This window comes from Pseudomonas sp. TE3552 (assembly GCF_056278945.1).
In genome coordinates this window covers 3,155,529-3,181,419 of sequence record NZ_JBWBQJ010000001.1, presented here as the reverse complement: position 1 = coordinate 3,181,419, position 25,891 = coordinate 3,155,529, and the positions used below count along the sequence as shown (strand labels likewise).

Below are 25,891 nucleotides of genomic sequence, written 5' to 3'. Positions count from 1 at the left end.
TATAGGCGTAGCACAAAAAAAAGAAGCACAGCTTAGCCGCGAGTCCCTGGCTGATCGATTTGTGCATCCAGCAGAGCCATAAAGGCCCGTGCCGCGTTCGACAGCGTCCGTTCGGTGTGCAGGATATAGCCTAGCTGGCGAGTGAGCTGTATGCCCGGCAAAGGTATGCGCGCCACTTGATCATCCAGCATGGTGCGCGGCAAAACACTCCAGGCCAGGCCGATCGAGACCATCATCTTTATGGTTTCCAGATAATTCGTGCTCATGGCGATGTTCGGCGTCAGGCCCTGGGCCTCGAACAGGCGCTGCACGATATGGTGGGTAAAGGTGTTGCCGCCGGGGAAAACCGCCGGGTGCAGGGCAATGTCCGCGAGGCTGACCGCGCCGTTGCTGATCAGCGAATGCTCCGGTGCGGCCACAAAATCCAGCGTGTCATCCCACACCGGTGTGGCTTTCACCAGCCCATGGGGCTCCGGTGCAAGGGTGATGACCGCCAGTTCGGCGCGGCCATGGAGGATTTCTTCGTAGGCCACTTCCGAGTCGAGGAACTGAATATCCAGCGCCACTTGTGGGTAACGCCGGGTGAACTCCCTTAATAAGGGCGGCAAACGGTGCAGGCCAATGTGATGACTGGTGGCCAATGTCAGGCGGCCACTGACCTCGCCGGTCAGATTAGTCAGGGCGCGACGGGTGTCATCCAGCACATTGAGGATCTGATAGGCCCGTGGCAGCAGGGCGCGACCGGCCTCGGTCAGGCCGACTTCCCGGCCCAGTCGATCGAACAGCCGCACCTTCAATTGTTGCTCGAGCCCGGCGATACGTTTGCTGATGGCCGGTTGTGTCAGGTGCAGCCGCTCGCCGGCGCCGGAGAAGCTTCCGGTCTCGGCAATCGCGATAAAAGCATTGAGGTTGGCGAGGTCCATGATGAGGTCTCAGTGGCATTCCAGTTGGTTATGCAAAGCATAAAAAATATGAATTTGAGTTATTTAATGTAACCCCCTAGGATCGACCTCACAAGCCAAGGGGTTATTGAAACGTTCAAAGCCCGGGACATAGAAACAAGCTGATGAGGAAACCGTCTGATGGCCGGCAAAACGCTCTACGACAAGCTCTGGGATTCGCATTTGGTCAAGCAGCGCGACGATGGCTCTGCGCTGATCTACATCGATCGTCACATCATCCACGAAGTGACCTCGCCGCAAGCCTTCGAAGGCCTGCGCCTGGCCGGGCGCAAGCCTTGGCGTATCGATGCCAACATCGCGACCCCGGACCACAACGTGCCGACCACCCCGGAACGCAAGGGCGGCATCGAAGCGATTGTCGACCAGGTCTCGCGCTTGCAGGTTCAGACCCTCGACGATAACTGCGACGAATACGGCATCGTCGAATTCAAGATGAACGACGTCCGCCAAGGCATCGTCCACGTCATCGGCCCGGAGCAGGGCGCAACCTTGCCGGGCATGACCGTGGTCTGCGGCGACTCCCACACCTCGACCCACGGCGCGTTCGGTGCCCTGGCTCACGGTATTGGTACTTCCGAGGTCGAGCACGTACTCGCCACGCAGTGCCTGGTCGCGAAAAAGATGAAGAACATGCTGGTATCGGTCGAAGGTCAATTGCCGTTCGGCGTGACTGCCAAGGACATCGTCCTGGCCGTGATCGGCAAGATCGGCACCGCCGGCGGTAATGGCCACGCCATTGAGTTCGCCGGTAGCGCGATTCGCGACCTGTCCGTTGAAGGCCGCATGACCATCTGCAACATGTCCATCGAAGCCGGCGCCCGTGTTGGCCTGGTGGCCGCCGACGAAAAAACCGTGGCCTACGTCAAGGGCCGTCCATTTGCTCCGAAGGGCGCGGAATGGGATTTGGCCGTCGAAGCCTGGAAAGACCTGGTCTCCGACGCCGATGCCAAGTTCGACACCATCGTCGAGCTCGATGCCTCTCAGATCAAGCCGCAAGTCAGCTGGGGCACCTCGCCTGAGATGGTGTTGGCCGTGGATCAGAACGTGCCGGACCCGGCCAAGGAAATGGACCTGGTCAAGCGTGACTCCATCGAACGCGCGTTGAAATACATGGGTTTGACCGCCAATCAGGCGATCACCGACATTCAGCTGGACCGTGTATTCATCGGTTCCTGCACCAACTCGCGGATCGAAGACCTTCGCGCCGCCGCGGTGATCGCCAAAGGCCGCAAAGTGGCTTCGACCATCAAGCAGGCCATCGTGGTGCCGGGTTCGGGGCTGGTGAAGGCTCAGGCCGAATCCGAAGGTCTGGACAAGATTTTTATCGAGGCCGGTTTTGAATGGCGTGAGCCTGGCTGCTCGATGTGCCTGGCGATGAACCCGGACCGTTTGGAGTCGGGCGAGCATTGCGCGTCGACCTCCAACCGTAACTTCGAAGGCCGTCAGGGCGCCGGTGGTCGTACCCACCTCGTCAGCCCGGCCATGGCCGCCGCCGCCGCTGTGAACGGTCGTTTCGTCGACGTCCGTGAATTGATCTAAAGGAGCGCAGCATGAAAGCTTTTACCCAGCACACTGGTCTTGTCGCGCCTTTGGATCGTGCCAACGTCGACACCGACCAGATCATCCCGAAGCAGTTCTTGAAGTCGATCAAGCGCACCGGTTTCGGTCCGAACCTGTTCGATGAGTGGCGTTATCTGGACGTTGGCCAGCCGTATCAGGACAACTCCAAGCGCCCGTTGAACAAGGACTTCGTCCTCAACGCCGAGCGTTATCAGGGTGCCAGTGTGTTGCTGGCCCGTGAAAACTTCGGTTGCGGCTCCAGTCGCGAGCACGCGCCGTGGGCGCTGGAAGAGTACGGTTTTCGCAGCATCATCGCGCCGAGCTATGCCGACATCTTCTTCAACAACAGCTTCAAGAACGGCTTGCTGCCGATCATCTTGAGCGACGCTGAAGTCGATGAGCTGTTCAAGCAGGTTGAAGCGAACCCGGGCTACCAGTTGCAGATCGATTTGCAGGCCCAGACCGTGACCCGTCCGGACGGCAAAGTGCTGAGCTTCGAGATCGATGCCTTCCGCAAACACTGCCTGCTCAATGGCCTGGACGATATCGGCCTGACCTTGCAGGACCACGAGTCGATTGCTGCGTTTGAAGCCAAACACCGCGCGAGCCAGCCGTGGTTGTTTCGCGACGCGTGATTTTGCGTAAGGCTTGATGACGCCTTCGCGGGCAAGCCTCGCTCCTACGGTTGAACTGCATTCCCCTGTAGGAGCGAGCGGTGCGGCGATCCGACTTGCCCGCGAAGAGGTCCGCACAGACACCACAAGACTCATTCCCAAAAGGAAGCCCCGATGACCAGCACCGCCCAACACAGTCAGGTCGTACAAAAACAATTCGGTGAACAGGCCTCGGCCTACCTGAGCAGCGCCGTACACGCTCAAGGCACCGAGTTCGCGCTGCTACAGGCTGAACTGGCGGGGCAGGGCGATGCCCGGGTACTGGACCTGGGTTGCGGCGCCGGTCATGTGAGTTTTCATGTGGCCTCGCTGGTCAAGGAAGTAGTCGCTTACGACCTGTCCCAGCAGATGCTCGATGTGGTTGCCGCCGCCGCTGTCGACCGGGGTTTGAGCAATGTGACCACGGTCAACGGCGCCGCCGAGCGTCTGCCGTTCGCCGATGGCGAGTTCGACTTCGTCTTCAGCCGCTATTCGGCGCACCATTGGAGCGACCTCGGTGTGGCCCTGCGCGAAGTTCGCCGGGTGTTGAAGCCGGGCGGGGTGGCGGCGTTCATCGATGTGTTGTCGCCGGGCAGCCCGTTGTTCGACACTTACCTGCAAAGCGTCGAAGTGCTGCGCGACACCAGCCACGTACGCGATTATTCTGCCGGCGAGTGGTTGCGTCAGGTCAGCGAGGCGGGGTTGCATACCCGCAGCACCACGCGCCAACGGTTGCGTCTGGAGTACACCTCCTGGGTCGAGCGCATGCGCACGCCGCAGGTGATGCGCGCGGCGATCCTCGAGTTGCAGCAATCGATGGGCAACGAAGTGCGCGAATATTTTGAGATTGAGGCCGATGGTTCGTTCAGTACCGATGTGCTGGTGCTGATGGCTGAACGATAAGCTCTGAAACATAAGCCGCCGAGCGATAGAATTTTTCCGGGTGTGCCCACGGGCATGCCGACTGATGACATGAGGAAAGCATGAGCAAGCAGATTCTGATTCTCCCGGGTGACGGTATTGGCCCGGAAATCATGGCCGAAGCGGTCAAGGTGCTGGAGCTGGCGAACGAAAAGTACAGCCTGGGCTTCGAACTGAGCCATGACGTGATCGGTGGCGCCGCCATCGACAAGCACGGCGTGCCGCTGGCTGACGAAACCCTGGATCGTGCCCGTGCCGCCGATGCGGTATTGCTGGGCGCCGTGGGCGGCCCGAAATGGGACACCATCGAGCGTGACATCCGTCCTGAGCGCGGTTTGCTGAAAATCCGTGCGCAACTGGGCCTGTTCGGCAACCTGCGTCCGGCGATCCTGTACCCGCAACTGGCCGAGGCTTCCAGCCTGAAGGCAGAAATCGTTGCCGGCCTGGACATCCTGATCGTCCGTGAGCTGACCGGCGGTATCTACTTCGGCGCGCCACGCGGTGTACGTGAACTGGAAAACGGCGAGCGTCAGGCTTACGACACCTTGCCGTACAGCGAAACTGAAATCCGCCGTATCGCCCGTGTCGGTTTCGACATGGCGCGGGTGCGCGGCAAGAAGCTGTGCTCGGTGGATAAGGCCAACGTGCTGGCTTCCAGCCAACTGTGGCGTGAAGTGGTCGAGCAAGTGGCCAAGGACTATCCGGACGTCGAACTGAGCCACATGTACGTCGACAACGCCGCCATGCAACTGGTGCGTGCGCCGAAGCAATTCGACGTGATCGTCACCGACAACCTGTTCGGCGACATTCTTTCCGACGAAGCGTCGATGCTCACCGGCTCTATCGGCATGCTGCCGTCGGCGTCGCTGGATGCCAACAACAAAGGCATGTACGAGCCGTGCCACGGTTCGGCGCCAGACATCGCTGGCAAGGGCATTGCCAACCCGTTGGCGACCATTTTGTCGGTGTCGATGATGCTGCGTTACAGCTTCAATCTGCAGGATGCGGCCGACGCTATCGAGAAGGCCGTGAGCCTGGTATTGGATCAGGGCCTGCGCACGGGCGACATCTGGTCGGCCGGTTGCACCAAGGTCGGTACGCAGGAAATGGGCGATGCAGTAGTCGCCGCGCTGCGGAATCTGTAATCTCTCTGGCCCGCTGCAATTTTCAACCTTGAAAGCAGCGGCCCACTTTTTAAAGAAGGTGTAGTTGCGATGAAACGTGTAGGTCTGATCGGTTGGCGCGGTATGGTCGGTTCCGTGCTCATGCAGCGGATGCTGGAAGAGCAGGATTTCGATCTTATTGAGCCGGTGTTTTTCACCACTTCCAATGTCGGTGGCCAAGGCCCGTCCGTGGGCAAGGACATTGCTCCGCTCAAGGACGCTTACAGCATTGAAGAGCTGAAAACCCTCGACGTGATTCTGACCTGCCAGGGTGGCGACTACACCAGCGAAGTGTTCCCGAAACTGCGCGAAGCCGGCTGGCAGGGTTACTGGATCGATGCCGCTTCCAGCCTGCGCATGCAGGATGACGCGGTGATCGTGCTGGACCCGGTGAACCGCAAGGTCATCGACCAGCAGCTCGACGCGGGCACCAAGAACTACATCGGCGGCAACTGCACCGTCAGCCTGATGCTGATGGGCCTGGGTGGTCTGTTCGAAGCCGGTCTGGTGGAATGGATGAGCGCCATGACTTATCAGGCGGCCTCCGGTGGCGGCGCGCAGCACATGCGTGAACTGATCAAGCAAATGGGTGTGACCCACGCCGCTGTCGCCGATCAACTGGCCGACCCGGCCAGCGCCATCCTCGACATCGACCGTCGTGTGGCCGAAGCCATGCGCAGCGACGCGTACCCGACCGAGAACTTCGGCGTACCGCTGGCTGGCAGCCTGATCCCGTGGATCGACAAGGAACTGCCGAACGGCCAGAGCCGCGAAGAGTGGAAGGCCCAGGCCGAGACCAACAAGATCCTCGGTCGCTTCAAGAGCCCGATCCCGGTGGACGGCATCTGCGTGCGCGTCGGCGCCATGCGTTGCCACAGCCAGGCGCTGACCATCAAGCTGAACAAAGACGTGCCGATCGCCGACATCGAAGGGCTGATCAGCCAGCACAACCCTTGGGTCAAGCTGGTGCCGAACAACCGTGAGATCAGCATGCAGGAGCTGAGCCCTACAAAGGTTACCGGTACCCTGAACGTGCCGGTTGGCCGTCTGCGCAAGCTGAACATGGGTTCGCAGTTCGTCGGTGCCTTCACCGTCGGCGACCAACTGCTGTGGGGCGCGGCCGAACCGCTGCGTCGCATGCTGCGGATTCTGCTTGAGCGTTGATCTGTTGAAGTAATGAAGAACCCGCGCCTTGAAAGAGGTGCGGGTTTTTTATGCGCGCCATCCAACTTCTGTAGCAGCTGGCGAAGCCTGCGTCCGGCTGCGCAGCAGTCGTAAACCCTGCGCGCGCGGTTTGCCTGAATGATCGGGATCGCCATGACGAGGACTTCGTCCTCGAACGCAGCCTTCGGCAGCTGCTACAAGGCTTCCCCATTCATTGCCTCACCACCAGCCACCCGGTAAAGTGCCGCTCCCCCCGTTTCGCCAGAGGTAGAACCATGAGCCAGTCCTTCGATATTGCCGTGATCGGCGCCACCGGTACTGTCGGCGAAACACTCGTCCAGATTCTCGAAGAGCGGGATTTCCCGGTCGGCAACCTGCACCTGCTGGCGAGCAGTGAATCGGCCGGGCATTCGGTGCCGTTTCGCGGCAAGAACGTGCGGGTACGGGAAGTCGATGAGTTCGATTTCAGCAAAGTCCAGCTTGTGTTTTTTGCGGCCGGCCCGGCGGTGACCCTCAGTTTCGCCCCGCGAGCCACCGCCGCCGGTTGCTCGTTGATCGACCTGTCCGGCGCCTTGCCGGCCGATCAAGCGCCGCAAGTGGTGCCTGAGGCCAACCCTGAAATGCTGGCCAGCCTGAAAAAGCCCTTCCAGGTCAGCAGCCCAAGTCCTTCGGCCGCGACCCTGGCGGTGGTGCTGGCGCCGTTGCTCGGTTTTCTCGACCTCCAACGCATCAGCTTGACGGCGTGTCTGGCGGTGTCTGCCCAAGGCCGCGAAGCGGTCAGCGAGCTGGCCCGGCAAACCGCCGAGCTGCTCAATGTGCGTCCACTGGAGCCGGCTTTCTTCGATCGGCAGATGGCTTTCAACCTGCTGGCGCAAGTCGGTACGCCTGATGCCCAAGGCCATACGCTGCTGGAAAAACGCCTGGTGCGCGAGCTGCGTCAGCTCGTGGCGCTTCCTTTATTAAAGATTTCTGTCACTTGCATTCAAGCCCCGGTGTTTTTTGGCGATAGCTTTAGCGTGACTCTGCAATCGTCGGGCGCTGTCGACCTGGCGAAAGTCAACGCGGCACTGGAAGCGGCGCCCGGCATTGAGCTGGTCGAGGCGGGCGATTACCCGACCCCGGTCGGCGATGCGGTAGGGCAGGACGTGGTTTACGTTGGTCGGGTTCGCGGCGGGATCGACGATCCGGCGGAACTTAATATGTGGCTGACGTCAGATAACGTACGCAAAGGTGCCGCGCTCAATGCTGTGCAGGTGGCTGAATTGTTGATAAAAGACCTGCTGTAAAAGATACTTGGCAACAATTTTGTCGAATGAATCTGGCCGGGCGTTATGCTCGGCCGGATTGTTTAAGGCGAACCCCTCGCAGGGTTTTGCGTCGCATGAATGAAATGATCGCGCGCGACGACCCTTCGTCGCCGCACGCAATGCCTTACGGCAGCGGTTATCAACACCTTCTCGCTGGCCGAGGAATGTTCAAACAAAGGATGAGGCTATGGTTCAAGTTCGCAAACTGGTGTTAGCAATAGCGGCCGCCTCGGCGCTGTCCTCCGGTATGGCGCATGCCCTCGGGCTTGGGGAGTTGACCCTGAAGTCCACGCTGAACCAGCCTTTGGTGGCGGAAATCGAGTTGCTCGACGTCAAGGACCTCACGGCCGCCGAAGTGGTGCCGAGCCTGGCTTCGCCCGACGATTTCGCCAAGGCCGGTGTCGACCGCCAGGCGTTTCTCAACGACCTGACCTTCACCCCGGTACTTAATGCCAGCGGCAAAAGCATCCTGCGTGTCACGTCCAGTAAACCGCTGTCCGAACCGATGGTGAAATTCCTGGTTCAGGTGATGTGGCCTAACGGTCGTCTGCTGCGTGATTACAGCGTGCTGCTCGATCCGTCCAAATTCTCGCCACAGACCGCCGATGCCGCCGCGCAACCGGCGCCGGCCCAAGCAGTCACCGCGCCGGTCACCGGCGCGAGCAAGCCATCGCAACACACCACCACACCGCGCGATACCCTTTGGGAAATCGCCGCCAAGGCGCGTAGCGGCGGTTCGATCCAGCAGACCATGCTGGCCATCCAGGCGCTGAATCCGGATGCCTTTATCGACGGTAACATCAACCGACTGAAAACCGGTCAGGTGCTGCGTCTGCCTGATCAGGCGCAAAGTGCCAACCTGCCGCAACCCAAGGCCATCGCTGAAGTCGCCGCGCAGAACACCGCATGGCGTCAGGGCCGTCGCTACGTGGCGAAACCCGGTACCGGGCAGCAGCAACTCGATGCCACCAAGCGCGCTCGCGGTGAAGGTGCTTCGTCGCAACCCGCCGTAGACAAGCTGAGCCTGGTTTCCGCCGACACCGGCAAGGGCCGTGGCAAAGGTGCCGCCGGTGATGCGAAAGCCTTGAGCAACAAGCTGGCCGTGACCCAGGAAAGCCTCGACACGGCTCGTCGTGACAACGCTGAACTGAAAAGCCGCATGAGTGATCTGCAAAGTCAGGTAGATAAGCTGCAACGCCTGATTGAGCTGAAGAACAATCAGTTGGCCAAGCTGCAGGCTGAAGGCGGCGCGAACGCACCGGCCCCCGCGGCAGCTCCGGTGCTGTCGGCTGAGCTGGCAGCCAATCCTGCAACGCCTGCAGATGTGGTTCCGGCAACACCTGCGCCGGAAGTCGTCGCGGCGCCGCCTGTCGAGCCGACGCCTGCGGCGTCCGACGAACAGAAGTTCAACGAACTGCTGACCAATCCGATCCTGCTGGGTCTGGTGGGCGGCGGTGCGGTGGTTCTGTTGCTGTTGCTGCTGTTGCTGGCGCGTCGTCGCAAAGCGCAGCAAGAGGCCGAGAAGCACCTGCGCATGGCCCGTGCCCTGGCTGAGGAACAAGAGTTCTCCGCCGATCTCGACCTGCCGGAAAGCAGCTTTGAAGGTCTGGAAGTTCCGCCGCCAAGCGTGAAACTTGCGACTGCGCCAACACCTGCGCCAGCACCGGCCCCGGTAATTACCCCGGTCGTGGTGACGCCGCCGATCGCTGCGCCGCTGGTATCGCCTGCTGCCGAACGCACTGACGACGTACTGGCTCAGGCGCAGTCGCACATCGCGGCCGGTCGTCTGAATCAGGCCGCCGCGTTGCTGGAAGACGGTATCAAGCAAGAGCCGCAACGCAGTGACCTGCGCCTGAAACTGATGGAGGTCTACGGTCAGCAAGGTGACCGCGATGCGTTCGTCGCTCAGGAGCGTCAACTGGTAGCCAACGGCGACAACTTCGCCCGGGTCGAACAGCTGAAAAGCCGCTTCCCGGCGATGGCAGTCGTAGCAGCGAGTGGTTTGGCCGCCGCGGCGATCGCCGCCGAGCTGGACGCGCAATACGTCAAGGAACTGCTGCTGGACGAGCCGCAAGCTCCGGAACCGGCATTGGATGATGACTTCGACAGCGCCTTCGATCTGAGCCTGGATGATCTGGAGGCGGCGGTTCCGGTTGCGCCGGCAGTTGCGTCGCAACCTGAGCCAGAGCCTGAACCAGAGTCTGTGGCTGAGCTGGACGCATTCCCGCTGGACGACGACCTGAGTTTTGAGTCGGTGTTGCAACAGCAGACCGAAATCAAGGAAAACCTCGACGATCTGTCAGACTTTGACCTGGACATGGATCTGGGCGGCGATGCTTCGCCGGCAACCCTGGCCGAAGACGACTTCCTGCTGAGCCTGGATGAGGATCTCAAGGACTTGCCTGCCGCCGAAGCGCCGGCGGCAACAGAAGCGCCGCTCGACGACCTGGAGCTGCCGTTGGACTTCGACCTGTCGCTGGCCGATGAGATGGACGCTACCCCGGATCAGCCTGACGCCTTCGAAAACGAACTCAACGATGTCAACGCTGAGCTGGAGCGTTTGTCCCAGAGCCTCGGTGAGCCGAGTTTCACCGAGGAAGACGCTTTGGCCTCGGCAGATGATGAACTCGATTTCCTCTCCGGCACCGACGAAGTTGCCACCAAACTCGACCTGGCCCAGGCCTACATCGATATGGGCGATAACGACGGCGCCCGGGACATCCTCAATGAGGTGGTGACCGAGGGCGATGCTGGTCAGAAGAGCGAAGCCAAGGAAATGCTGGCGCGCCTGGCGTGAGACACCGGTAAGGCGTAAACAAAACGGCAGCCCATCGAGGCTGCCGTTTTTGTTTGGGCGGTGATGCGTTGGCGCCTGCGAGATTGCTATCGCGGGCAAGCCTGCTCCCGCAGGTTTTGTAGGCGCCAAAGATCCTTGTGGGAGCGGGCTTGACCGCGAAGAGGTCGGAACAGTCAATGGAGATCCCTCTGGCGTCCCCGCCCGACAGCCTTATAATGCCTGCCTTTGCGTACATCAGCAGGCTGTCACCCCTTGGCAAATATAGATAATCCGGCCGCCGAAATGGCGGCCGACGGCTTCTTCCGGATCGCGTTGGGCGTTGAATACAAAGGTTCGCGTTATCGCGGCTGGCAGCGCCAGGCCTCCGGTGTGCTCACGGTGCAGGAAACCCTTGAAAAGGCCTTGTCCAAAGTCGCCGACTCACCTGTGTCGCTGCTCTGTGCCGGGCGCACTGATGCCGGTGTGCATGCCTGCGGACAGGTGGTGCATTTCGATACCCAGGTCGAGCGTTCGATGAAGGCCTGGGTGATGGGCGCCAATATCAACTTGCCCCACGACGTCAGCGTCAGTTGGGCCAAGGTCATGCCGGCGCATTTCCATGCGCGGTTCAAGGCGATCGCCCGGCGCTATCGCTACGTGATCTACAACGATCAGATCCGCCCGGCGCACCTGAACGAAGAAATTACCTGGAATCACCGCCCGCTGGACGTCGAGCGCATGGCCGAGGCCGCTCAGTATCTGGTCGGCACCCACGACTTCAGCGCATTTCGCGCCGGCCAGTGCCAGGCCAAGTCGCCGATCAAGGAGCTGCATCATTTACGCGTGACGCGCCACGGTAAAATGATCGTGCTGGATATCCGCGCCAGCGCGTTCCTGCACCACATGGTGCGCAACATCGCCGGTGTGCTGATGACCATCGGTGCCGGCGAGCGTCCTGTGGAGTGGATGAAAGAAGTGCTGGAAAGTCGTATCCGTCGTTCCGGCGGGGTAACGGCCCATCCGTTTGGCCTGTACCTGGTGCAGGTCGAGTACCGCGACGAGTTCGAGTTGCCCGAGCGTTACATCGGTCCACACTTCCTCACGGGCTTCTCGGAACTTGACGGCTGACGCCTTCGAACGCTTTTGTTACCATCCGGGACTTTCCCGGATTTGTCCTGAGGTTCTATCGACATGTCAGCCGTTCGCAGCAAAATTTGTGGGATTACCCGCATAGAAGATGCGTTGGCGGCGGTCGAGGCCGGGGCCGATGCCATCGGATTTGTGTTCTACGCCAAAAGCCCGCGGGCCGTGACTGTCCAGCAGGCGAGGGCGATCATCCAGGCCTTGCCTCCGTTCGTGACCACTGTGGGTTTGTTCGTCAACGCCAGTCGCTGCGAGCTGGGGGAAATCCTCGACGCCGTGCCGCTGGACCTGTTGCAGTTCCATGGTGATGAAGCCGCGGCCGATTGCGAAGGCTGGCACCGGCCGTACATCAAGGCGTTGCGGGTCAAGGCCGGTGATGACATCGCGGCAGCTTGCGATGCCTTCGCCAGCGCCAGCGGCATCCTGCTCGACGCTTACGTCGAAGGCGTCCCCGGGGGAACCGGTGAAGCTTTCGACTGGTCATTGATACCGCAAGGCCTGAGCAAGCCGATCATCCTGGCCGGCGGCTTGACCCCGGACAACGTCGCCGAGGCGATTGCCCGGGTTCGGCCTTACGCGGTGGACGTCAGCGGGGGAGTAGAGGCGAGCAAGGGCATCAAGGATCACGCAAAGATTCACGCATTCATCAAAGCTGTACGCAGGAGCCTGTAGATGTGACGGCTGGCACACTGCCGCCGTCCACAGGCATGGCTGAGGGTTTTTGGGTTGTACGCAGGTCACGTTTCGCTGACCCGGCAATCGATTGATCATCGCCGCACATATGAATTTAGCTCAAGGGCATACGCGGGGTTGCGAACCAGAGTGTTCGGGCCGCCGGTACTGGAGAAAGAAAGCATGAGCAACTGGTTAGTAGACAAACTGATCCCTTCGATCATGCGTTCCGAGGTCAAGAAGAGCTCGGTGCCTGAAGGTCTGTGGCACAAATGCCCGTCTTGCGAGGCGGTGTTGTATCGTCCGGAGCTGGAAAAGACCCTGGACGTTTGCCCCAAGTGCAACCACCACATGCGTATCGGCGCTCGTGCGCGCATCGATATCTTCCTCGACGCTGACGGTCGTGCCGAACTGGGCGCGGACCTGGAGCCGGTTGACCGCCTGAAATTCCGTGACGGCAAGAAGTACAAGGATCGCCTGACCGCTGCGCAAAAGCAGACCGGCGAAAAAGACGCGCTGATTTCCATGAGCGGCACCTTGCTGGGCATGCCGGTCGTGGTGTCGGCCTTCGAATTCTCCTTCATGGGTGGTTCGATGGGCGCCATCGTCGGTGAGCGCTTTGTTCGCGCCGCCAACTACGCCCTGGAAAACCGTTGCCCGATGATCTGCTTCTCCGCTTCCGGCGGTGCGCGGATGCAGGAAGCACTGATTTCCCTGATGCAAATGGCCAAGACCTCCGCGGTGCTGGCGCGTCTGCGCGAAGAAGGCATCCCGTTCATCTCGGTACTGACCGACCCGGTCTACGGTGGTGTTTCCGCCAGCCTGGCAATGCTCGGCGACGTGATCGTCGGTGAGCCTAAAGCCTTGATCGGTTTCGCCGGTCCGCGTGTGATCGAGCAGACCGTTCGCGAAAAACTGCCGGAAGGCTTCCAGCGCAGTGAGTTCCTGCTGGAGCACGGCGCGATCGATATGATCATTCCTCGTCAGGAGCTGCGTCCGCGTCTGGGCAATCTGCTGGCGCAACTGACCGGCAAGCCGACGCCCAAATACGTCGCCGCGCCAGTTGAGCCGATCGTGGTTCCGCCGGTACCTGCGAACATATGATCGAGCGCACCCTTGGCGAGTGGCTCGCCTACCTCGAGCAGTTGCATCCGTCGGCCATCGATATGGGGCTGGAGCGTTCGCAACAGGTAGCGTCCCGCATGGGACTGGGCAAGCCGGCGCCTCGGGTGATCACGGTCACCGGCACCAACGGCAAAGGGTCTACCTGCGCGTTCGTGGCTTCATTGCTGCGGGCGCAGAGCCTGAACGTGGGTGTCTACAATTCTCCGCACCTGCTGCGTTACAACGAGCGGGTGCAGGTCAATGGTGTCGAAGCCACTGACGCTCAGCTGTGCGAAGCCTTTGCTGCGGTTGAGGCGGGTCGTGGCGATACGTCCCTGACTTACTTCGAAATGGGCACCTTGGCGGCGTTCTGGCTGTTTCAACAGGCCGGTCTCGATGCGGTGGTGCTGGAAGTCGGCCTGGGCGGACGCCTGGACACCGTCAATGTGGTGGATGCCGATATCGCGCTGGTGACCAGCATTGGCGTCGATCATGCGGATTACCTGGGCGATACCCGCGAATCCGTGGCCTTCGAAAAGGCCGGCATTTTCCGTCAGGGCGCGCCGGCACTCTGCGGCGACCTGAACCCTCCACAACCTCTGCTGGATAAAGCGCGCGAGCTCAATTGCCCGTTTTTCCTGCGCGGGCGCGATTTCGATTTGGGTATCACCGATCACAACTGGCAATGGCGCGGCCTTGATGCTCAAGGGCGTGCGGTCGAGTTGCATGATCTGCCGTTGCTCGATCTGCCGATGGAAAACGCCGCGCTGGCGTTGCAGGCTTACCTGCTGCTCGGTTTGCCTTGGGTGGATGCGCAGATTATCGAAGCCTTGAAAGCGACGCGAGTGGTCGGGCGTCTCGATCGCCGTCAGTTCGACTGGCAGGGCAAGCGTCTGAATCTGCTACTGGACGTGGGGCATAACCCCCATGCGGCCGAATATCTGGCCCGGCGTCTGGCCAGCCGACCGCCTGCCGGCAAGCGTCTGGCGGTGTTCGGATTGTTGGCGGACAAGGATCTGGATGGTGTTGTCGGTGAGTTGAATGCTAGTGTCCAGCATTGGGCTGTCGCACCGCTGGATTCGCCACGGGCGCGGCCGGTTGCGCAGTTGCACGCGGCGTTGCAGAACCTTGGCGCCTCGGTAACGTCTTATGACAGCGTGGCCGCCGCCCTGGAAGGGCAGTGCGCGCAGGCGACGAGCGACGACGAAATTCTGTTGTTCGGATCATTTTACTGTGTCGCCGAGGCCCTTGAATGGCTGGCCCGGCACTCCACGGAGGAAGCGGCAAATGGCTTTGCTGGATAAGGCGTACAAGCAGCGCATGGTCGGTGCCCTGGTGCTGGTGGCGCTGGCGGTGATTTTCCTGCCAATGCTGTTTTCCCGTCAGGACGAGCAGCGCCAGGTGACGGTCGACGCGCCTGCTGCGCCGCATGCGCCGGCAATGCCGCAAGTGCAGATCGAGCCGGTGGCGGTGCCTGAGCCGCAGGCCTTGCCGCAAGAGCCTGTGCCGAGCGACGACGAAATTGCCGAGCAGCAAGCGCCGTCGGCACCGATTGCGCCAAGTGCTCCTGTAGCGCCAGTGCCAGCGCCGCCGGCTGCCAAACCGGTCACACCGCCTGCGGCGCCAGTCGCCAAGCCTGTACCGACACCTACCCAGCCAATCGCTGTCGCGCCGAGCAAGCCGAGCACCACCCCAAGCCGCGTCGATGCCAATGGCCTGTCGGTCAGTTGGTCGGTGCAACTGGCCAGCCTGTCGAGCCGTGAAAGCGCTGAAAGCCTGCAGAAAACCTTGCGTAGCCAAGGCTATAACGCCTATATCCGCTCCGCCGATGGGAAGAATCGGGTGTTCGTCGGACCGCTGATCGAGCGCGCGGAAGCCGATCGTCTGCGTGACTTGTTGAGTCGCCAGCAGAACCTCAAGGGTTTTGTGGTGCGTTTCCAGCCTGAGCGTGGTTAAAACTATCGCCCTGATTTGAAAAGCACTGACAATCTCAGCTTACCGACAGCCATGGGCTCTGCTAAAATGCGCCGCCTTATCCGTCAGTAGGCTGCACTGTGCCATTTACCTGGGTTGATTGGGCGATCGTTGCAATCGTCGCCATCTCCGCTTTGATCAGCTTGAGCCGCGGCTTCGTCAAAGAAGCACTATCGCTGGTGACCTGGATCATCGCAGGAGTCGTCGCCTGGATGTTCGGTGGCTCATTGTCCGAGTACCTTGGCGGATACATCGAAACGCCATCGGCTCGTGTGATCACGGGCTGTGCCATCATGTTTGTCGCCACTTTAATCGTAGGCGCAATGATCAATTATCTTATCGGCGAATTGGTTCGCGTCACCGGGCTATCCGGGACCGATCGATTCCTCGGCATGGCCTTTGGCGCAGCGCGTGGCGTGTTGCTGGTGGTCGTGGCGGTCGGGCTGTTGAGCCTGGGGCCGGTACAGCAGGACGGGTGGTGGCAACAATCACAGCTCGTGCCAAAATTTCTATTGGTCGCAGACTGGTCCAAAAACCTGATTCTTGGGTGGAGCAGTCAGTGGCTTGCCAGCGGAATCAGCGTACCCGCTGATATACCGTTCAAGGAGCACCTCTTGCCGACGGCCAAAACGCCTCAGTGAGTTGTGTTCAGTTCAGATCCATTAAGTAGGGGTTGCGTCGCATGTGTGGCATCGTCGGTATCGTCGGTAAGTCGAACGTCAATCAGGCGCTGTATGACGCGCTAACCGTCCTCCAGCACCGCGGCCAGGACGCTGCCGGTATCGTGACCAGCCATGATGGCCGGTTATTCCTGCGCAAGGACAATGGCCTGGTGCGTGACGTGTTCCATCAGCGTCACATGCAGCGCCTGGTCGGCCACATGGGCATTGGCCATGTGCGTTACCCGACCGCGGGCAGCTCGACCTCGGCCGAAGCTCAACCGTTTTACGTCAACTCGCCGTACGGCATCACCCTGGCGCACAACGGTAACCTGACCAACGTTGAACAGCTGGCCAAGGAGATTTACGAATCTGACCTGCGCCACGTCAACACCAACTCTGACTCGGAAGTGCTGCTCAACGTGTTCGCGCACGAGCTGGCCCAGCGTGGCAAGTTGCAGCCGACCGAAGAAGACGTGTTCGCGGCTGTCACCGACGTGCATAACCGTTGCGTCGGTGGTTACGCGGTCGTGGCGATGGTGACCGGTTACGGCATCGTCGGTTTCCGCGATCCGCACGGCATCCGCCCGATCGTTTTCGGCCAGCGTCATACCGACGAAGGCGTCGAGTACATGATCGCTTCCGAAAGCGTTTCGCTGGACGTACTCGGTTTCACCCTGATTCGCGACCTGGCACCGGGCGAAGCGGTCTACATCACTGAAGACGGCAAGCTGCACACCCGTCAGTGCGCGACCAACCCATCGTTGACTCCGTGCATCTTCGAACACGTCTACCTGGCGCGTCCGGACTCGATCATCGACGGCGTCTCGGTTTACAAAGCCCGTCTGCGCATGGGCGAGAAGCTTGCCGAGAAGATCCTGCGCGAACGTCCGGATCACGACATCGACGTGGTCATCCCGATCCCGGACACCAGCCGCACCGCGGCCCTGGAACTGGCGAACCACCTGGGCGTCAAGTTCCGCGAAGGCTTCGTGAAGAACCGCTACATCGGCCGGACCTTCATCATGCCAGGCCAGGCTGCACGGAAAAAATCCGTACGCCAGAAGCTCAACGCCATCGAGCTGGAATTCCGCGGCAAGAACGTGATGCTGGTGGACGACTCCATCGTTCGCGGCACCACCTGCAAGCAAATCATCCAGATGGCTCGCGAAGCCGGCGCCAAAAACGTCTATTTCTGCTCCGCGGCACCGGCCGTTCGCTACCCGAACGTCTATGGCATCGACATGCCGAGCGCTCACGAGCTGATCGCCCACAACCGTTCGACCCAGGACGTGGCTGACCTGATCGGCGCTGACTGGTTGATCTATCAGGACCTGCCTGACTTGATCGAAGCGGTCGGTGGCGGCAAGATCAAGATCGAGAAATTCGATTGCGCGGTGTTCGACGGCCAGTACGTCACCGGCGACGTCGACGAGGCTTACCTGAATAAGATCGAGCAGGCGCGTAATGATGCCTCCAAGGTCAAGACGCAGGCAGTCAGCGCGATCATTGATCTGTACAACAACTGAGTTTCTACCGGCCCTGAGGGGCCGGTTTTGTATCTACTACCGAACAAGGCAAGGAGTGACAGCATGAGTCAGGATTGGGATGCCGGTCGGCTGGACAGCGACCTCGAAGGCGTAGCGTTCGATACCCTGGCCGTACGCGCCGGTCAGCACCGCACGCCGGAAGGCGAACACGGTGATCCGATGTTCTTCACGTCCAGCTATGTATTCCGTACTGCCGCCGACGCGGCTGCGCGCTTTGCCGGGGAAGTGCCGGGCAACGTTTACTCGCGCTACACCAACCCGACCGTGCGCGCGTTCGAAGAGCGCATTGCTGCGCTCGAAAGCGCTGAACAGGCGGTGGCCACGGCGACCGGCATGGCGGCGATCATGGCGGTGGTGATGAGCCTGTGCAGCGCCGGTGATCACGTGCTGGTGTCGCGTAGCGTGTTCGGTTCGACCATCAGCCTGTTCGAGAAGTACTTCAAGCGCTTCGGCATTGAAGTCGACTACGTGCCACTGGCGGATTTGTCCGGTTGGGATGCAGCGATCAAGGCCAACACCAAGTTGCTCTTCGTCGAATCGCCCTCCAACCCGCTGGCCGAGCTGGTGGACATCGCCGCACTGTCGGAAATTGCTCACGCCAAGGGCGCGATGCTGGTGGTCGACAACTGTTTCTGCACACCTGCGTTGCAGCAGCCGCTGAAGCTCGGCGCGGACATCGTCGTGCACTCGGCGACCAAGTTCATCGACGGCCAGGGTCGTTGCATGGGTGGTGTCGTGGCCGGTCGCAGCGAGCAGATGAAAGAAGTCGTCGGTTTCCTGCGTACCGCCGGGCCGACCCTGAGCCCGTTCAACGCCTGGATCTTCCTCAAGGGCCTGGAAACGCTGAGCCTGCGCATGAAGGCGCATTGCGCCAATGCCCAGCAACTGGCCGAGTGGCTGGAGCAGCAGGACGGCATCGAGAAAGTCCATTACGCCGGCCTCAAGAGCCATCCGCAGCACGAATTGGCCCAGCGCCAGCAGAAGGGTTTCGGTGCGGTCGTGAGTTTCGAGGTCAAGGGCGGCAAAGAGGGTGCCTGGCGCTTTATCGATGCGACTCGCCTGATCTCCATCACCGCCAACCTGGGCGACAGCAAAACTACTATCACGCACCCGAGCACCACTTCCCACGGCCGTCTCGCACCGCAAGAGCGTGAAGCGGCGGGGATCCGTGACAGCCTGATCCGCATTGCGGTCGGTCTGGAAGACGTGGCAGACCTGCAAGCCGATCTGGCGCGCGGGTTGGCCGCCTTGTGATCGAGTTGTCCGCGCCGGCCACGGGCACCCATGGCCGCGTTGCACTGGTCACCGGGGCGGCGCGTGGCATTGGTCTGGGGATCGCGGCCTGGCTGATCAGCGAAGGCTGGCAGGTGGTGCTGACGGATCTGGATCGGGTGCGTGGTTCGAAAGTGGCGCAGGTGCTTGGCGAAAATGCCTGGTTCATCGCCATGGATGTTGCGAATGAAGCGCAGGTGGCGCTGGGTGTGGCTGAGGTGCTGGGGCAGTTCGGGCGTCTGGATGCGCTGGTGTGCAATGCGGCGGTGGCCGATCCGCACAACATCACTCTGGAAAGCCTCGATCTGGCCTACTGGAACCGGGTGCTGGCGGTGAATCTCAGTGGGCCGATGCTGTTGGCCAAGCATTGCGCGCCGTATCTGCGTGCTCACAGCGGCGCGATCGTCAATCTGGCCTCGACCCGCGCCGGGCAGTCAGAACCGGACACAGAGGCTTACGCGGCGAGCAAGGGCGGTTTGCTGGCCCTGACTCACGCCTTGGCCATCAGTTTGGGGCCGGAGATTCGCGTCAACGCGGTCAGCCCGGGTTGGATTGATGCGCGAGACCCAACGGCACGGCGTGCCGAACCTCTGACCGACGCCGATCATGCGCAGCATCCGGCGGGCAGGGTAGGGACGGTTGAGGATGTGGCGGCAATGGTGGCGTGGTTACTGTCCAAGAACGCCGGTTTTGTCACGGGTCAGGAATTCGTGGTCGATGGTGGCATGACCAAGAAGATGATTTACAGCGAGTAATTCGAGCAGGGGGCGCGACAGCGGCGGCTTGAGGTTGCAGGCGGCCGTGGGCAGCGCTGCGGGAAATGACATGATTTTGTCTTTTTCAGAAAAACTTCAAGCAGGGTATTGACTTAGCTTCGATACCTGCGTAAATTTCGCGGCCTCAGAGAAGCAAAGGGTGATTAGCTCAGCTGGGAGAGCGTCTGCCTTACAAGCAGAATGTCGGCGGTTCGATCCCGTCATCACCCACCACTTCTTGAGACTCTTGCGTAAGCAAGAGGGAAGCTGAAAAGCCTCCACCGACGCGCAGCGGTAGTTCAGTCGGTTAGAATACCGGCCTGTCACGCCGGGGGTCGCGGGTTCGAGTCCCGTCCGCTGCGCCATATTTTCCGAGTCAGGTTTACCTGTCTCGAGATTGAGAAGCCTCGAAGCTTTCCAGTCAGACGAGTTACTTGGGCGAAAGTCCAAAGCGATACGCAGCGGTAGTTCAGTCGGTTAGAATACCGGCCTGTCACGCCGGGGGTCGCGGGTTCGAGTCCCGTCCGCTGCGCCATATCTGCCTCAAGGCCCACTGAACGCCTTGAAGCTATGAAGAAAGCCACTGGTAAAGCCGGTGTCTACTTCGAGTCGATAGCAAAGACCCTGGTCGAAAGACCGGGGTTTTTTGTGCCTGCGATTTGACTTTTTCCCCTCTTGTGTCTTCCAGGCCGGATCTTTCTGCATATCCCAGGCACAAAGGGCTTGGTTCACTGCATCGACATTAATTAGAATCACTCTCATTTACGATAACTCCTTCACAGGGCTTCTTGAGATGAGTGATGCAGCGATGCCGAAGGAGCAAACCCTTCACGACCTGTACCGCGATCACCGTGGCTGGCTAGAAGGCTGGTTGAGGCGACGCATGGGCAACGCCTGTGATGCGGCGGACCTCAGTCAGGATACGTTCTTGCGCTTACTTGCCAGCTCTCAACGGATTGCCGACCTGCAGGAGCCCCGTGCCTATCTGCTGACCGTGGGCAAACGGCTGCTGAGTAACTTCTATCAGCGTCGCAGTCTGGAGCAGGCCTACCTGAGTGCCTTGGCCTCGCTGCCTGAAGACTGCGTGCCATCACCCGAGCAGCGCTGGCTGCTGCTGGAAACCCTGCAAGCCCTGGACGAACTGCTCGACGGACTGCCGACGGCGGTGCGGCGGGCGTTTCTCTGGAGTCAGCTGGAAGGCTTGAGCTATCAGCACATCGCTGAGCGCCTGCGGGTGTCGGAACGCACGATCAAACGCTACATGGCGCAAGCCTACGAGCATTGCCTGTTGGTGGAGCTGTGAGCTCGCCCTCGGTGGAAGTTCGCCAGATAGCGCGCGCCGCCGCGCAGTGGCTCGCTTTACTGGAATCCGGCACCGCGAACGAGCAGGATCTTGCCGGTCTGCAGCGGTGGCGCGACAGTTGTGCCAGTCATGAGCAGGCCTGGCAGAGGGCCCAGGCCTTGCGTCAGCGCTTTGCCGATCTGCCTTCGGCGTTGGCGCTGCAAAGCCTGGATCGCCCTGAGCTGGGTCGGCGGGTGGTACTCAAGCGCGCATTGGGGGCGGTGGCGTTAGTGCCGGCGGCCTGGCTGATCAGCCGGCAATTACCGCTGGAGGTCTGGCGAGCCGACTTGCAGACGTCCACCGGGGAGCGCAAGGAGGTGCGGCTCGCCGATGGCAGTTTCTTGCAACTCAACACAGCCAGTGCCGTCGATGTGGATTTGCAGAGTCGGCGCTTGCGGTTGGTAGAGGGCGAGATATCGCTGAAGGTGCCTGGTGCATCGCCATTGACGATCCAGGCTCGCTTCGGACAAGTCATCGTCAGTCAAGGCGAGGTCTGTGTTCGTCAGGATTTGCGCGGTTGCCGCGTGTCGGTGTTCAGCGGTTCCGTGCAATTGCAGCCCTTGCAGGGGCCGGCGTTGGTTTTGCGCAGTGGTCAGCAGGTCAGTCTTCAAGCCACCGGCGTCGGGCCGATCAGTCCATTCGATGTGCTTGCGCCAGGTTGGCGCGAAGGCGTGCTGATGGCGAAAAACCAGCCGCTGGGGGATTTTCTGCGCGAACTCAGCACTTATCGACCGGGTGTGTTGCGCTGGGAGCCGGAGCTTGAAGCGTTGCGCGTCACCGGCAGCTTCCGCCTGGAAGACACCGATCGCGTCCTCGCGTTGCTCGCGGCCAGTCTGCCGCTGGAGGTGCATTCGCGCACGCGATATTGGGTGACGTTACTGCCGCGCAAAAATAGTGTGTGAAGCCTGTCCCCTTTTTTCGACTCGCTTGTCATTCAAGGCATGTGAACGAATCAAGAGAGCTATTTCAATGCCCGCAGTAATACCTTGCTGTCCGCGTCCGGCTTCTTCCGGCCTACGTCCGTTGTTGCACCTGAGCCTGTTGCTGAGCTTGAGTGCCAGTCCGCTGTTCATCACTTCCAGTTGGGCCGAAGACGCCACCCGGCGCAGTTATCAGGTGCCTGCCGGGAGCCTGAGCGATGCGCTGACCCGGTTTGCCGGGCAGGCCGGGGTCAACCTCTCGGTGGACCCGGCGTTGGTGGGCAGTCGTAGCAGCGCGGGTCTTTCCGGCGAATACGCGGTCGAGGAGGGCTTCACCCGGCTGTTGCAGGGTTCCGGTCTGCAACTGCAGCCAGTGGGCGAACAAGCGTACATCCTGACTCCGGCGCCAGAAGGCAGCAGCCTGCAACTGGCTCCCACCTCGATTCTCGGTGCCACTGACTCGGCAGGCGGCGATCCCTATGCCGGCGGTCAGGTCGCCCGCCGTGGTTCGCAAGGCTTGCTGGGCTCGCGAGACTTTATGGAAACGCCGTTCAGCATGACCACCTACACCAGCGAGGTAGTCAAAAACCAGCAGGCTCGCACCTTGGGCGACCTGATCGCCAGCGATCCCTCGGTACGCGCCACCAACCCGGCGGGTGGGCGTTATGAGCAGTTCACCATTCGCGGGCTCAGCCTGTTCAACAGTGATGTCGCCTACAACGGTCTCTACGGTGTCTTGCCGACCTATACGATCGACATGGCGATGGCCGACCGCGTCGACATCCTCAAGGGCCCCACCCAGCTCATCAACGGCATTTCGCCGCGGGGCAGTGTGGGTGGTGGAATCAACGTGGTGCCCAAGCGCGCGACCGACAAGCCCATCACTTCGTTTACCGGTAGCTACGCTTCCGACAACCAGGTCGGTGGGGCCGTGGATGTCGGCCGGCGCTTTGGTGAAGACAACAAGTTCGGTATTCGTTTCAATGGCGTGAAGCAGTCCGGTGACACCGAATGGGATCATCAGAGTGTCGACCGCGAGATGGCCGTATTGGGCCTGGATTTTCGCGGTGAGCGCCTGCGACTCTCGACAGACCTCGGGCGCACCGAGCGTGATACCGACGCCCCGCAGGAGCGCGTGCAGGTCGGCGCCAATGCGAAAGTTCCAAATGCGAACGATGTCCGCGACAACTATGCGCAGCCCTGGAGCAAGGCGAGCACCAACGACACTTTCGGCGCGGTGAACGGCGAATTCGACGTCAGCGATTCCGTCATGCTGTACGGCGGCGTGGGTGCGCGTAAGAGCAACCATGACTTTCTCCGGCATGCCGTTGCGGTCACCAACGACGCCGGCGATTTCAGCGTTCAGCCACGTGACTTTACCCGTGACGAAAATGTCCGGACGGCCACGGCAGGGGTGCGCAACTGGTTTCATACCGGCCCGGTGAGCCATGAAGTCAATCTGGCTGCCAGCTACTTCTACATGGACTTCGAAAATGGCGGCGCCCGTTATGCCGCGGCCCGCAGCAACCTTTACGACCCCGTGGAAACACCAACACCAGTCAGGCCCACTCGACTCGATTCGAAGGTCTACACCGAGAACCGTTTCAGCGGCGTGGCGTTGTCCGACACCCTGGGTTTCTTCGATGACCGGCTGCTGCTGACCCTCGGCGCCCGCTGGCAGCGCGTGAAGGTTGACGACTGGACGGATGATGTCAAAGGCGACACGGCCTACGATGAGGAAAAGGTTTCGCCGTCGGGCGGTATCCTGTTCAAGGCAACCGATAAGCTGTCGCTGTATGCCAACTACATGGAGGGCCTGAGCCAGGGCAAGATCGCGCCGTCGACCTCGGTGAACGAGGACGAAATATTCCCGCCGTTTATCAGCCGGCAGGTCGAGGTCGGCGCCAAGTATGATGCGGGTGCGTTCGCCGTGACCGCCGCGGTGTTCCGGATCAAGCAGCCGGCTTACGAGACCAACGCCACGACGCGAGTTTTCGGCCCGAACGGCAAGCGTCAAAACGATGGTGTAGAACTGAGTGTGTTCGGTGAGCCCTTCAAAGGTTTTCGCCTGCTCGGCGGTGTCATGTACATCGACAGCGAGTTGACCAACACCACCAACGGCGCCTTCGACGGCAACCGAGCGCCGGCCACGCCGAAATACAACGTCAACCTGGGCGCCGAGTGGGATGTCCCGACTGTACAGGGCTTGACCCTGACCAGCCGCGGCATCTATTCCAGCTCGCAGTACCTGGACCAGTCCAACAACAAGGAAATCGACGCCTGGGAGCGTTTCGACGTAGGCGCACGCTACGGGTTCAAGGTCGACGAAAAGAACATCACTCTGCGTGCCAATGTCGAGAACGTGGCGGACAAACGCTACTGGAGTTCAGCCGGTGCCTCGGATGACAGCGAGCCAGGCTTGACGTTATCGACCCCGCGCACCTATCTCCTTTCGGCGACGGTCGACTTCTGAGTCAGCGACGGGGGCGCTTTTCGTAGGAGTCAGGCCGCATTCAGCGGCCTGTCGGTCAATATCCGAACTTGTCCCGCAACCCGTAGTACCAAGCACCCAACGCAGCGAACGGTGTTCGCAGCAATTGTCCGCCGGGGAATGGGTAGTGGGGCAGGTCGGCAAAGGCGTCGAAGCGCTCGGCCTGGCCGCGCAATGCCTCGGCCAACACTTTGCCCGCCAGGTGCGTATACGTCACGCCGTGACCACTGCAACCCTGTGAGTAGTAGATGTTGTCGCCCAGTCGTCCGACTTGGGGAAGACGCGACAGGGTCAGCAGGAAATTGCCGGTCCAGGCGTAATCGATCTTCACGTCCTTGAGCTGCGGAAAGGCCTTGAGCATCTTCGGTCGAATAATCGCTTCGATGTTCGCCGGATCCCGCGCGCCATACACCACGCCGCCGCCGAAAATCAGGCGTTTGTCAGCGCTCAGGCGGTAGTAGTCGAGCAGGTAGTTACAGTCTTCGACGCAGTAGTCCTGAGGCAGCAGGCGTTTGGCCAGTTCATCGCCCAAGGGTTCGGTAGTGATCACTTGAGTCCCGCAAGGCATCGACTTGGCGGCCAGCTCCGGCACCAGATTGCCAATGTAAGCGTTGCCGGCGACGATGATGAATTTGGCTCTGACCTTACCCTGAGGTGTATGCACCACCGGATTGGCGCCGCGCTCGATGCGCACCGCTGGCGATTGCTCGTAAATAGTGCCGCCCAGCGACTCCACGGCTGCTGCCTCGCCGAGGGCAAGGTTGAGCGGATGCATATGCCCGCCGCTCATGTCGAGCATGCCGCCCACATATTGATCGCAAGCCACCACTTCACGGATGCGTCGCTGATCCATCAGCTCAAGTTGCGTGTGACCGAAACGCTCCCACAGCCGCTTCTGGGATTCCAGATGGCCCATCTGCTTGGCGGTAATGGCAGCGAACACACCGCCATCCTTCAAGTCGCACTGGATATTATATTTGGCCACCCGCTCACGAATGATCCGTCCACCTTCGAACGCCATTTGCCCCAGCAGCTGAGCTTGCTTGGGGCCGACAGTGCGCTCGATCACATCGATATCACGGCTGTAGCTGTTAACGATCTGGCCACCGTTGCGACCGGAGGCGCCAAAACCCACTTTGGCCGCCTCCAGGACCGTAACCCGAAAACCGTTCTCCAGTAGAAACAGGGCAGAGGACAGCCCGGTGTAACCGGCGCCGATTACACAGACATCGGTCTCTACGTCGTCCTGCAAGGTCGGGCGCTCTGGCGCCGCATTGGCCGACGCGGCGTAGTAGGACTCTGGGTAGGGGGTGTTCGCCATCCTGCAGCCTCTGTTTAATATATTTTACGAGTGCATCGATCCTACCCGAGTTAAAAATCGACCGCCAGCCACCGGAAAATCTTCTTTGCAGTCGAAAAATTAAATATTTTGCATATTCATAGGGTTAGGTGAAAAAAAGGTGTTGACACCCCTCCGGAATTCCGTAGAATGCCGCCTCACAG

Annotated in this window: 21 protein-coding genes and 3 tRNA genes; 22 read left to right on the top strand and 2 right to left on the bottom strand. The window is 60.7% G+C overall.

What is annotated here, in order from left to right:
- Positions 1-32 precede the first annotated feature (32 nt).
- Entirely contained in the window at positions 33-923 is an 891-nt protein-coding gene (locus ACZ9BB_RS14180) for a LysR family transcriptional regulator (RefSeq protein WP_476214318.1), read from the bottom strand.
- A 159-nt stretch (positions 924-1,082) separates the two neighbouring features.
- On the opposite strand from ACZ9BB_RS14180, the gene leuC reads away from it, so the two are divergent.
- The 22 genes from leuC to ACZ9BB_RS14070 all read left to right on the top strand — a co-directional run bounded on the left by leuC (position 1,083) and on the right by ACZ9BB_RS14070 (position 24,370).
- Positions 1,083-2,501, top strand: a complete 1,419-nt coding sequence (gene leuC / locus ACZ9BB_RS14175; protein WP_476214317.1) for a 3-isopropylmalate dehydratase large subunit — start codon at positions 1,083-1,085, stop codon at positions 2,499-2,501.
- A gap of 11 nt (positions 2,502-2,512) precedes the next feature.
- Entirely contained in the window at positions 2,513-3,157 is a 645-nt protein-coding gene (gene leuD / locus ACZ9BB_RS14170) for a 3-isopropylmalate dehydratase small subunit (RefSeq protein ID WP_476214316.1), read from the top strand.
- Positions 3,158-3,310: 153 nt separating this feature from the next.
- Positions 3,311-4,078: a class I SAM-dependent methyltransferase gene (locus ACZ9BB_RS14165; protein WP_007935188.1), complete on the top strand. Its 768-nt coding sequence runs from the start codon at positions 3,311-3,313 to the stop codon at positions 4,076-4,078.
- Between the two features lie 80 nt (positions 4,079-4,158).
- Positions 4,159-5,241: a 3-isopropylmalate dehydrogenase gene (leuB, locus tag ACZ9BB_RS14160; RefSeq protein WP_476214315.1), complete on the top strand. Its 1,083-nt coding sequence runs from the start codon at positions 4,159-4,161 to the stop codon at positions 5,239-5,241.
- Between the two features lie 69 nt (positions 5,242-5,310).
- The gene (gene asd, locus ACZ9BB_RS14155; protein WP_237886921.1) at positions 5,311-6,423 is read left to right on the top strand and encodes an aspartate-semialdehyde dehydrogenase; all 1,113 of its coding nucleotides are present in this window, start codon (positions 5,311-5,313) and stop codon (positions 6,421-6,423) included.
- A 275-nt stretch (positions 6,424-6,698) separates the two neighbouring features.
- Entirely contained in the window at positions 6,699-7,709 is a 1,011-nt protein-coding gene (locus tag ACZ9BB_RS14150; protein WP_476214314.1) for an aspartate-semialdehyde dehydrogenase, read from the top strand.
- Positions 7,710-7,917: 208 nt separating this feature from the next.
- Positions 7,918-10,527 carry a motility hub landmark protein FimV gene (locus tag ACZ9BB_RS14145; RefSeq protein ID WP_476214313.1) on the top strand — a complete coding sequence of 870 codons (2,610 nt, stop codon included), beginning with the start codon at positions 7,918-7,920 and terminating at the stop codon, positions 10,525-10,527.
- 282 nt (positions 10,528-10,809) lie between these two features.
- Positions 10,810-11,634, top strand: coding sequence for a tRNA pseudouridine(38-40) synthase TruA (truA, locus tag ACZ9BB_RS14140; RefSeq protein WP_476218312.1), 825 nt, complete (start codon positions 10,810-10,812; stop codon positions 11,632-11,634).
- A 63-nt stretch (positions 11,635-11,697) separates the two neighbouring features.
- Positions 11,698-12,321 (top strand): phosphoribosylanthranilate isomerase, encoded by a 624-nt coding sequence (locus ACZ9BB_RS14135; protein ID WP_476214312.1) that lies wholly within the window; start codon positions 11,698-11,700, stop codon positions 12,319-12,321.
- A gap of 183 nt (positions 12,322-12,504) precedes the next feature.
- Positions 12,505-13,425 carry an acetyl-CoA carboxylase, carboxyltransferase subunit beta gene (gene accD / locus ACZ9BB_RS14130; RefSeq protein WP_476214311.1) on the top strand — a complete coding sequence of 307 codons (921 nt, stop codon included), beginning with the start codon at positions 12,505-12,507 and terminating at the stop codon, positions 13,423-13,425.
- Positions 13,422-14,729, top strand: a complete 1,308-nt coding sequence (gene folC / locus ACZ9BB_RS14125; protein ID WP_476214310.1) for a bifunctional tetrahydrofolate synthase/dihydrofolate synthase — start codon at positions 13,422-13,424, stop codon at positions 14,727-14,729. Before accD ends, folC begins: the two co-directional genes overlap by 4 nt.
- A complete protein-coding gene (locus ACZ9BB_RS14120; protein WP_476214309.1) occupies positions 14,713-15,381 on the top strand; it encodes an SPOR domain-containing protein in 669 nt (222 codons plus the stop codon). Before folC ends, ACZ9BB_RS14120 begins: the two co-directional genes overlap by 17 nt.
- 98 nt (positions 15,382-15,479) lie before the next feature.
- Positions 15,480-16,040 carry a CvpA family protein gene (locus ACZ9BB_RS14115; protein ID WP_476214308.1) on the top strand — a complete coding sequence of 187 codons (561 nt, stop codon included), beginning with the start codon at positions 15,480-15,482 and terminating at the stop codon, positions 16,038-16,040.
- A 41-nt stretch (positions 16,041-16,081) separates the two neighbouring features.
- Entirely contained in the window at positions 16,082-17,587 is a 1,506-nt protein-coding gene (gene purF / locus ACZ9BB_RS14110; protein ID WP_007905939.1) for an amidophosphoribosyltransferase, read from the top strand.
- 63 nt (positions 17,588-17,650) lie between these two features.
- On the top strand, positions 17,651-18,862 hold the full coding sequence (locus tag ACZ9BB_RS14105; RefSeq protein WP_476214307.1) for an O-succinylhomoserine sulfhydrylase: 1,212 nt from the start codon (positions 17,651-17,653) through the stop codon (positions 18,860-18,862).
- On the top strand, positions 18,859-19,635 hold the full coding sequence (locus ACZ9BB_RS14100) for an SDR family oxidoreductase (protein WP_476214306.1): 777 nt from the start codon (positions 18,859-18,861) through the stop codon (positions 19,633-19,635). The genes ACZ9BB_RS14105 and ACZ9BB_RS14100 overlap by 4 nt, the downstream gene beginning before the upstream one ends.
- 158 nt (positions 19,636-19,793) lie before the next feature.
- Positions 19,794-19,869, top strand: a tRNA-Val gene (locus ACZ9BB_RS14095).
- A gap of 54 nt (positions 19,870-19,923) precedes the next feature.
- Positions 19,924-20,000, top strand: a tRNA-Asp gene (locus ACZ9BB_RS14090).
- Positions 20,001-20,093: 93 nt separating this feature from the next.
- A tRNA-Asp gene (locus ACZ9BB_RS14085) sits at positions 20,094-20,170 on the top strand.
- 258 nt (positions 20,171-20,428) lie between these two features.
- Entirely contained in the window at positions 20,429-20,938 is a 510-nt protein-coding gene (locus ACZ9BB_RS14080) for a sigma-70 family RNA polymerase sigma factor (RefSeq protein ID WP_476214305.1), read from the top strand.
- The gene (locus ACZ9BB_RS14075) at positions 20,935-21,879 is read left to right on the top strand and encodes a FecR domain-containing protein (RefSeq protein ID WP_476214304.1); all 945 of its coding nucleotides are present in this window, start codon (positions 20,935-20,937) and stop codon (positions 21,877-21,879) included. Before ACZ9BB_RS14080 ends, ACZ9BB_RS14075 begins: the two co-directional genes overlap by 4 nt.
- Before the next feature lie 67 nt (positions 21,880-21,946).
- Positions 21,947-24,370: a TonB-dependent siderophore receptor gene (locus tag ACZ9BB_RS14070; protein WP_476214303.1), complete on the top strand. Its 2,424-nt coding sequence runs from the start codon at positions 21,947-21,949 to the stop codon at positions 24,368-24,370.
- Positions 24,371-24,425: 55 nt separating this feature from the next.
- Here the strand turns inward: ACZ9BB_RS14070 and ACZ9BB_RS14065 are convergent, their stop codons facing one another.
- Complete coding sequence (locus ACZ9BB_RS14065) at positions 24,426-25,709, bottom strand: NAD(P)/FAD-dependent oxidoreductase (protein WP_476214302.1); 1,284 nt, start codon at positions 25,707-25,709, stop codon at positions 24,426-24,428.
- Positions 25,710-25,891: the final 182 nt, after the last annotated feature.

Excerpts from the sequence above, each read along its gene's own strand:
- ACZ9BB_RS14180 (WP_476214318.1), bottom strand. The coding sequence starts at position 923 with ATGGACCTCGCCAACCTCAATGCTTTTATCGCGATTGCCGAGACCGGA.
- leuC (WP_476214317.1), top strand. The coding sequence starts at position 1,083 with ATGGCCGGCAAAACGCTCTACGACAAGCTCTGGGATTCGCATTTGGTC.
- leuD (WP_476214316.1), top strand. The coding sequence starts at position 2,513 with ATGAAAGCTTTTACCCAGCACACTGGTCTTGTCGCGCCTTTGGATCGT.
- ACZ9BB_RS14165 (WP_007935188.1), top strand. The coding sequence starts at position 3,311 with ATGACCAGCACCGCCCAACACAGTCAGGTCGTACAAAAACAATTCGGT.
- leuB (WP_476214315.1), top strand. The coding sequence starts at position 4,159 with ATGAGCAAGCAGATTCTGATTCTCCCGGGTGACGGTATTGGCCCGGAA.
- asd (WP_237886921.1), top strand. The coding sequence starts at position 5,311 with ATGAAACGTGTAGGTCTGATCGGTTGGCGCGGTATGGTCGGTTCCGTG.
- ACZ9BB_RS14150 (WP_476214314.1), top strand. The coding sequence starts at position 6,699 with ATGAGCCAGTCCTTCGATATTGCCGTGATCGGCGCCACCGGTACTGTC.
- ACZ9BB_RS14145 (WP_476214313.1), top strand. The coding sequence starts at position 7,918 with ATGGTTCAAGTTCGCAAACTGGTGTTAGCAATAGCGGCCGCCTCGGCG.
- truA (WP_476218312.1), top strand. The coding sequence starts at position 10,810 with ATGGCGGCCGACGGCTTCTTCCGGATCGCGTTGGGCGTTGAATACAAA.
- ACZ9BB_RS14135 (WP_476214312.1), top strand. The coding sequence starts at position 11,698 with ATGTCAGCCGTTCGCAGCAAAATTTGTGGGATTACCCGCATAGAAGAT.
- accD (WP_476214311.1), top strand. The coding sequence starts at position 12,505 with ATGAGCAACTGGTTAGTAGACAAACTGATCCCTTCGATCATGCGTTCC.
- folC (WP_476214310.1), top strand. The coding sequence starts at position 13,422 with ATGATCGAGCGCACCCTTGGCGAGTGGCTCGCCTACCTCGAGCAGTTG.
- ACZ9BB_RS14120 (WP_476214309.1), top strand. The coding sequence starts at position 14,713 with ATGGCTTTGCTGGATAAGGCGTACAAGCAGCGCATGGTCGGTGCCCTG.
- purF (WP_007905939.1), top strand. The coding sequence starts at position 16,082 with ATGTGTGGCATCGTCGGTATCGTCGGTAAGTCGAACGTCAATCAGGCG.
- ACZ9BB_RS14105 (WP_476214307.1), top strand. The coding sequence starts at position 17,651 with ATGAGTCAGGATTGGGATGCCGGTCGGCTGGACAGCGACCTCGAAGGC.
- ACZ9BB_RS14080 (WP_476214305.1), top strand. The coding sequence starts at position 20,429 with ATGAGTGATGCAGCGATGCCGAAGGAGCAAACCCTTCACGACCTGTAC.
- ACZ9BB_RS14070 (WP_476214303.1), top strand. The coding sequence starts at position 21,947 with ATGCCCGCAGTAATACCTTGCTGTCCGCGTCCGGCTTCTTCCGGCCTA.
- ACZ9BB_RS14065 (WP_476214302.1), bottom strand. The coding sequence starts at position 25,709 with ATGGCGAACACCCCCTACCCAGAGTCCTACTACGCCGCGTCGGCCAAT.